Below are 7,098 nucleotides of genomic sequence, written 5' to 3'. Positions count from 1 at the left end.
GTACGGAGCCGTACAGCGGGTGCGGGTTCAGGCGCGGGAGCCTAGGCCCGGCGGAGGGGCGCCGTTCCGTGTGCCCACCCGTTCCGCCCCTTGCGGAACGCCTGCCCACACGGAGGACCAGCCAGCGGCGCCGCCCATCAGCCGGGCCCGGCGCGTAAGCCGGGCGTGCAGGGTGGGCACCGCCCTGCGGAACGCCTGCTCAGACGGAGGTGCGGAAACGGGCGCCGCCCGGAGGACGGGCCGGGCGCGTGGCCGGATTTCAGAGGGCGTCCCCCGTTCGCTCAGGCGGGTGTCGTCGGGGTGCCGCTCAGGTGGACGAGGCGCAGGGCGTGGTCCTCGCGGGCCAGCTCGCGCCCGGCCCCGTCCGTCAGCCGGCCGCTCATCCGGTAGACGCCGCAGTGCGCGCGCCCGACCGGCATCCGCTGCGGCGGGAGCCACACCTCGTACGGTCCGCCGCGCCGGAAGTCGCCGAGCAGCGTCCGGGTCGTGGCGAGGACCCGTCCGTCCCGGGCGCGCTCCTCCTCGAAGGTCAGCCCGTCCACCTCGCCGCCCAGCCGGAAGGTCAGCCCCAGGCTCACCACCGTGCCCTCCCCGAGGACCAGCGGCGCGGCGTCCACCGCGCCGCCGCCCAGGGCCACCGGGAGGCGGCCCTGCTCCTCCGTGTGCAGCGACACGTCCAGGAGGAGGAGTTCGGGGCGGGAGCCGGACATGGCTACGCGGGCCCCGCGTACGGGGGACGGTCGCGCCGCGGCATCTCCTCGGAGGGCGGCATGCCGTACGGGGGTATGTCGTCGGTCGGGGTCGCCGGATCGGCCGGGGTGGTCGCGCCCGAGCTGTCGCCGGGGCGGAGCCGTCCCCGCCAGGCACCGGTCGCCCGGTCGCGTTCCTCGATGAAGTGCTTGAACCGGTGCAGGTCCCCCTCGATCCGGTTCTCCACGAACCCCATCGCCTTCGCCGCCCGGTCGGCCATGCCGGCGGCCTCCACCTCCATGCTGAGGTGCACGCGCGTGTGCGCGTCGTCCACCCGCTCGAAGGTGACGACCCCCTTCTGCTTCACGTCGCCGCCCACCGTCCGCCAGGCGATGCGCTCGTCGGGCAGCTGGTCGACGATCTCGGTGTCGAACTCGCGGGTCGCGCCCGCGACCTTGGTCCGCCAGTGGCAGAGCCGGTCGTCGAGCTGCTGCACCTCCTCGACTCCGTCCATGAAGCGGGGGAACTCCTCGAACTGCGTCCATTGGTCGTAGACCTCGCGCAGCGGGGCCTCCACCTCGATCGTGTCGTGCACCATCTCGGTCATCTCCCTGGTTCGCGTCGTGTCGGCGCAGTACCCGTCGGCGCGCGGCTACCCGCGTCCGCGGGCCGTAACCACCACCCGCCACGCGCGCGTGCCGGACGGCGGGGGCGGGTAGCCGCGCCGCGCGGGGCCGCGAAGCCCCCCCGGGCCCCGCCACCACCCCTCCACACGCCACACCCCCCACCCCCCCACCACACGCCACACCGCCACGCCCCCACGACGACCGGACGAAGCCCATGACGATGATGATCAGACCGCCCGGGGTGTACGCGCCCCAGGGCGACACCGCCCTGCTCCTGGAGAGCCTCGCCCGCGAGCGCCTGGCGCGCGGCGCCCGCACCCTCGACCTGTGCACCGGCACCGGCGTCCTCGCCATCGCGGCGGCCCGCCGGGGCGCCCGGGCGACCGCCGCCGACATCGCGCCCGCCGCCGTCGCCGCCGCCCGCCGCAACGCCCGCCTGCGCCGCTGCCGGATCCGCGTCCTGCGCGGCGACCTCGCCGCACCCGTCGCGGGGGAGCGGTTCGACCTGGTGACCGCCAACCCGCCCTACGTACCGGCCCCCGCCCCGGAGCCGCCCGCCTCGGGGCCCGCGCGGGCCTGGGACGCCGGCCACGACGGGCGGCTGCTCCTCGACCGGATCTGCCGCGCCGCGCCCGCCGTCCTCGCCCCCGACGGCGTCCTGCTGCTCGTCCAGTCCTCGCTCAGCGGCGTCGCCGCCACGCTCGCCGCACTGGACGCCGCCGGACTGCGGGCCCGGGTCGTCGCCCGCAGGGACCAGCCGTTCGGGCCGGTCATGACGGCCCGGGCCGCCTGGTTCGAGGCGCGCGACATCGTCGCTCCGGGCAGCCGCACCGAGCAGCTCGTGGTGATCCGGGCCGTCCGCGCCCCACGTGCCCGCATGGCGCGCCCCGACCCGGGCAGCCGCCCAGTGCCGGCAGCCGACGACGGCCCGGCCCGGTGACCCCTCCGCCCCACGGGAGACGCGATGACCCCGCACTCCGCACCCCAGGCCCGCGGCGTCGCCCTGTTCGACGTCGACGGCACCCTCGTCGACACCAACTACCTGCACACCCTCACCTGGTGGATGGCCCTGCGACAGCACGGCCACACGGTGCCGATGGCCCGGATCCACCGCGCCGTCGGCATGGGCGCGGACCGGCTCCTCGACGCCGTGCTCGGCGCCGACCGCAGGAGCGACGAGGACGACGCCGTCGCCGACGCCCACGGCACCCTCTACGCCACCTGGTTCGACTCCCTCGCCCCGTTCGACGGCGCGGCGGAACTGCTCCGCGCCACCGCCGCCCGGGGCTGGCGGATCGTGCTCGCCAGCTCCGCCTCCGAGGACGAGGTGGCCGCCGTCCGCGCCCGGCTCGACGCCGACGACGTCATCGACGCCGCCACCTCCAGCGCCGACGTCACCGCCACCAAACCCGCCCCCGACCTGGTGCGGGCCGCCCTGGACGCGGTCGGCGCCGAGCCCGAGGACGCCGTCCTCGTCGGCGACACGGTGTGGGACGTCGAGGCCGCCGGACGCGCCGGCGTGCCCTGCGTCGGACTCCTCACCGGCGGCACGACCCGCCGGGAACTGGAGGACGCCGGCGCCGTCGTCGTCCACGAGGACGCCCTCACCCTCCTCCGCCACCTCGACACCAGCCCCCTGGCACGCCCCCCGCGCTGACCCGGGCCCGCGCCGCCGGCCGGGCATGGCGGGGCCAGGAGGGGGCAGGCGCCAAGGCGTCCGTCCCGTGGGACCGGAGCCGTACCGACCCCGTCCCGCGGCCGCACCCCAGGAGGTACGCCGTGGAAACCGCGCACGAGCAGCCGGCGGTCTTTGCCCCCGAGGACCAGGACCCGGTCCCCGCCTCCGAGGACCGGGACCCGGTCCCGCCGCGGCCCCGCACCCACGCCGTCCGGCTCACCCCCCTCGGAGAGGGCCCGCTGCTGATCGACGGGCCCGTGGAGGTCGTGATGCCTGACGGGACCGTGCGCCGCAGCGAGCGGCCCGTCGTCGCGCTGTGCCGGTGCCGGCGCAGCCTGCGCGACCCGTTCTGCGACACCAGCCACCGCCGCCGGGCCCGCCCCCACCGGGACGACGACCCCGCGCCGCCCGCCTGACGCGGGAACCCCAGGCCGCCCGCCCCCCACCGAGGAGACCGTGCCATGACGATCACCGCCCCGAGCGCCGCCGCGGCCAGGGCACCCGCCCTGCCCCCGGCCCGAGGGGAGCTCTCCGCCGCAGTCACCGCCCGCCTCGGCGGCCGGTCCGGCGCGCTGCCCGGCCCCGCCGCCGTCCTGGCCGCCGACCCGTTCGGCGACGACGTCCAGCTGGCCCTCCACCTCGGCTACGAGCTCCACTACCGAGGCTTCGCGCACGTGCCCGACGCCGCCGAGTGGGACCTCGGACTGCTGCGCCTGCGCGCCCTCCTGGAAGGCCGCTTCGTGACGGCGCTGCGGGAGGCGTGCCCCGGCACCGTGACGCCCGCCGAGGTCTTCGACGGCCTGCTGATCGAGCCGCCCGACGGCCGTGGCGTCTCCCGCCACCTGCTGCGCCACGGCACGATCGAGCTGATGCGGGAGTACGCGGTGCTGCGCTCCGTGCACCAGCTGCGGGAGTCCGATCCGCACGCCTGGGTGCTGCCCCGGCTGCGGGGACGCGCCAAGGCGGGCATGGCGACCGTGCTGTACGACGAGTTCGGCTGCGGCCGGGAGGAGCGCGTGCACGCGCGGCTCTACGCCGACCTGATGCGCGGCCTGGGCCTCGTACCCGACTACGGCCACTACCTGCCGCACGTCGGGGCGCCCGCCCTCGCCGCCGCCAACGTGATGTCGCTGTTCGGGCTCCACCGGGCCCTCCGGGGCGCCCTCGTCGGCCACTTCGCCGTGCTGGAGATCACCTCCCCGCCCGCCGCCTCCCGGCTCGCCGTCGCGCTGCGCCGGTGCGGGGCGGGCGAGGACGCGGCCCGCTTCTACGACGAGCACGTGGAGGCCGACGCCGTCCACGAGCAGCTGGTCCGGCGCGAGGTCGTCGGCGGACTGCTCGACGAGGAGCCCGGTCTCGCCGCCGACGTCGCCTTCGGGGCGCGGGCCACCGTCCTCGTGGAGGACGCCCTCGCCCGGGCCGTCACGGACGCCTGGCGCTCCGGCGCCAGCGCCCTGCGGACCCCCATCGAGGAGGAGACATGAACCTCATGGAACACGCCACCCGCGCCGGGGACGACCTCGGAGGCGGCGGCCGGGTCGCGGACGCGCTGCCGCCCGACCACACCCAGGCCATTCTGGAGGTCACCAAGGAGGTCGGCGCCCTCCTCAAGGGCTCCGGCTGCCCGTTCGCCCTCGTCGGCAGCGTCGCCGCCTACGCGTACGGCATCCCGGTCCGGCTCCAGCACGACGCCGACTTCGCGCTGCGCGCGGAGGACTCCGAGACCGTGGTCCGGCTGTTGCGCGGGCGCGGCGTCCGGATCGTCGACCCGCCGGAGGACTGGCTGGTCAAGGCCCGCAGCGGCGGCGAGCAGATCGACCTGATCTTCGCCCTCGCCGGCCGGCCCGTCACCAAGGAACTCCTCGACCGGGCCCGGATCCTGCCCGTCGACTCCGTCCACCTGCCGGTGATCGACCCCACCGACCTGATGACCGGCCGCCTCGCGGCGCTCTCCGAGCACCACTGCGACTACGGCGCCCTGCTGCCGGTCGCCCGCGGCCTGCGCGAACGCGTCGACTGGGACCGGGTCCGCGAGGAGACCCGCGACCACCCCATGGCGGTGGCCTTCCTCTATCTGCTCGGCCTCCTCGGCGTGCTGCCGGAGATCCCACCGACCCCGCAAATCCCACCGACCCCACCGACCTCACAGCCCCCGCAGACCCCCCAGCCCCCGCAGGCCTCTCCGCCAGGACAGGAGGCGGACCGCCGTGACTGACCGACCGGAGCCCCACGGCTACGACCCCGTGCCGGAGCCGCCCGCGGACGAGTACCGCATCGCCCTGCTGCGGGAGCGGCTCGCCCTGGACGGCCAGGCCGAACTCGGCGTCCGGGTGGAGTGGCGCGGCGGCGCCGTCCTGCTCACCGGGACCGTCACCGACTCCGTCCGGCGCGAGGAGATCGTGGACCTCGCCCGCGACACGCTCGGCGGCGTCACCGTCCGGGCGGAACTCGCCGTCGCCGGCCACGACGCCCCGGACCACGGCGAGGAACTGCCATGACGCTCCTCCCGCCCGAGCGGACCGCCCGCGACGCGGCCGTCCGCGTCGCCGCCGTCGGCGACATCCACCTCGGCGAGGACTCTGCGGGACTGCTCCGCCCCGCCTTCGAAGCCCTCCCCGACTGCGCCGACCTGCTGCTCCTCGCCGGCGACCTGACCCGGCACGGCTCCGTGGCCGAGGCCGAGGTGGTGGCCGGCGAGGTCGCCTCCCTCGGCGTCCCCGTCATCGCCGTCCTCGGCAACCACGACCACCACGCGGACGAACCGGACGGCGTCACCCGGGTGCTCCGCGACGCCGGCGTGCGGGTCCTGGAGGGCGACAGCACCGTCCTGCCCGTCGCCGGGCACAAGGTCGGCGTCGCCGGGGTGAAGGGCTTCTGCGGCGGGTTCGTCGGGCGCAGCGCGGGCGAGTTCGGCGAGCCCGAGATGAAGGCGTTCGTCCGGACGACCCGGCGCAGCGCCGAACGGCTGGCCGGCGCCCTCGCCGAACTGGCCGAGCACGGCTGCGCCGTCCGCATCGCGCTCACGCACTTCTCCCCGGTCCCCGACACCCTCGCGGGCGAACCGCCCGAGATCTACCCCTTCCTCGGCAGCTACCTCCTCGCCGAGGCCATCGACGCCCAGGGTGCCGACCTCGCCGTTCACGGCCACGCCCACCTCGGCACCGAGCACGGCATGACGGCCGGCGGGGTCCGCGTCCGGAACGTCGCGCAGCCCGTGATCGACCACGCCTTCGCCCTCTACCGCCTCCCCCTCGACGGCCACCGGGCGGAGGCGTCCACGACGTCCGCCTCCGTCTCCCTCCCGGCCCGCTACGACAACCACTGACCTGCCAGGACCGGAGTCAGCCCTCGACGCCGGTCGACGTGTGCGCGGAACCGACCGGCTTCGACTCCGGGGAGCCGCGCTGGCGCAGGTAGACGGAGAGGACGGCCATCGCCGCGACCGCGAGGAGCTCCGACTGCCAGTTCTGCAGCGAGCGGTTCCAGAAGTCGGCCGAGAGGAGGTACGCGCCCCAGTCGATCGGGGCCTGGAGCTGCCGCAGCCGCTCCCCGTTGTACGCGGAGGCGCCGGACACCGACTGGGCGAACCAGGACAGCAGGAAGAATCCGCCCATGACCAGGCCCAGGGAGCGCGAGTACAGGGCCTGCCGCCAGCCGCCCGTCCCCGCCCAGCGCGGCGAGTCGGACCCCGCGTGCGGGCCCATCCGCTGCTCCCGCTCGCTCTCCGTCCCCGCCCGGTCGAGGGGCTTGGACTCAGGGGAGCCGCGCTGGAGGAGATACACGGTCCCGTACACGTACAGGAAGAACTGGAGGAACTCGGACTGCCAGTTCTCGGTGACGTCCACGGCGAAGTCGGAGGAGGTCAGATAGGCGCCGAAGCCGACCTGCTGGAGCCCGGCCACGGCCAGCTGCTCGTTGAACTCGGCGCGCCCGGCCACCGCCTGGGCGGCGAGGACGACGAAGAAGGCCGCGCCGAAGACGAGGGTGAGGCTGTTCGACCGCCAGAAGCCGGCGGACCCGCCGCGGTCGTCGCGGCCCGCGCCCCCGGGCGTCACCGGTGCATCGCCCCGATCACCGTGAAGTAGGCGAGACCGCCCAGGATCG

General features: G+C 76.0%; 10 protein-coding genes. 7 read left to right on the top strand and 3 right to left on the bottom strand.

Features of this window, described 5'->3' with window-relative positions; all coding sequences use genetic code 11:
- Window positions 1-281: 281 nt before the first annotated feature.
- Window positions 282-710 (bottom strand): hypothetical protein, encoded by a 429-nt coding sequence (locus ACFW1I_RS29545; RefSeq protein ID WP_384675618.1) that lies wholly within the window; start codon window positions 708-710, stop codon window positions 282-284.
- A 2-nt stretch (window positions 711-712) separates the two neighbouring features.
- Window positions 713-1,297 carry an SRPBCC family protein gene (locus tag ACFW1I_RS29540; protein WP_384675616.1) on the bottom strand — a complete coding sequence of 195 codons (585 nt, stop codon included), beginning with the start codon at window positions 1,295-1,297 and terminating at the stop codon, window positions 713-715.
- Window positions 1,298-1,536: 239 nt separating this feature from the next.
- Between ACFW1I_RS29540 and ACFW1I_RS29535 the strand changes: the two genes are divergently transcribed.
- The 7 genes from ACFW1I_RS29535 (at window position 1,537) to ACFW1I_RS29505 (ending at window position 6,319) form a co-directional block, all read left to right on the top strand.
- Complete coding sequence (locus tag ACFW1I_RS29535; protein ID WP_384675622.1) at window positions 1,537-2,256, top strand: HemK2/MTQ2 family protein methyltransferase; 720 nt, start codon at window positions 1,537-1,539, stop codon at window positions 2,254-2,256.
- 24 nt (window positions 2,257-2,280) lie between these two features.
- On the top strand, window positions 2,281-2,973 hold the full coding sequence (locus tag ACFW1I_RS29530; RefSeq protein WP_384675614.1) for an HAD family hydrolase: 693 nt from the start codon (window positions 2,281-2,283) through the stop codon (window positions 2,971-2,973).
- 122 nt (window positions 2,974-3,095) lie between these two features.
- The gene (locus tag ACFW1I_RS29525) at window positions 3,096-3,410 is read left to right on the top strand and encodes a CDGSH iron-sulfur domain-containing protein (protein WP_384675612.1); all 315 of its coding nucleotides are present in this window, start codon (window positions 3,096-3,098) and stop codon (window positions 3,408-3,410) included.
- Between the two features lie 45 nt (window positions 3,411-3,455).
- Window positions 3,456-4,478 (top strand): iron-containing redox enzyme family protein, encoded by a 1,023-nt coding sequence (locus ACFW1I_RS29520; protein ID WP_384675610.1) that lies wholly within the window; start codon window positions 3,456-3,458, stop codon window positions 4,476-4,478.
- Window positions 4,475-5,209: a nucleotidyltransferase family protein gene (locus tag ACFW1I_RS29515; protein ID WP_384675608.1), complete on the top strand. Its 735-nt coding sequence runs from the start codon at window positions 4,475-4,477 to the stop codon at window positions 5,207-5,209. Before ACFW1I_RS29520 ends, ACFW1I_RS29515 begins: the two co-directional genes overlap by 4 nt.
- On the top strand, window positions 5,202-5,492 hold the full coding sequence (locus ACFW1I_RS29510; RefSeq protein ID WP_384675606.1) for a BON domain-containing protein: 291 nt from the start codon (window positions 5,202-5,204) through the stop codon (window positions 5,490-5,492). The genes ACFW1I_RS29515 and ACFW1I_RS29510 overlap by 8 nt, the downstream gene beginning before the upstream one ends.
- Window positions 5,489-6,319 (top strand): metallophosphoesterase, encoded by an 831-nt coding sequence (locus tag ACFW1I_RS29505; RefSeq protein WP_384675604.1) that lies wholly within the window; start codon window positions 5,489-5,491, stop codon window positions 6,317-6,319. The genes ACFW1I_RS29510 and ACFW1I_RS29505 overlap by 4 nt, the downstream gene beginning before the upstream one ends.
- 16 nt (window positions 6,320-6,335) lie before the next feature.
- Here ACFW1I_RS29505 and ACFW1I_RS29500 read toward each other — a convergent pair whose 3' ends face one another.
- Window positions 6,336-7,049, bottom strand: coding sequence for a DUF6766 family protein (locus ACFW1I_RS29500; protein WP_384675602.1), 714 nt, complete (start codon window positions 7,047-7,049; stop codon window positions 6,336-6,338).
- Between the last annotated feature and the right edge of the window lie 49 nt (window positions 7,050-7,098).

The organism is Streptomyces sp. NPDC058955 (genome assembly GCF_042741435.1).
Classification (GTDB): domain Bacteria; phylum Actinomycetota; class Actinomycetes; order Streptomycetales; family Streptomycetaceae; genus Streptomyces.
Note: the sequence above shows the minus strand (reverse complement) of the source record. Positions and strands in the feature narration are given on the sequence as shown.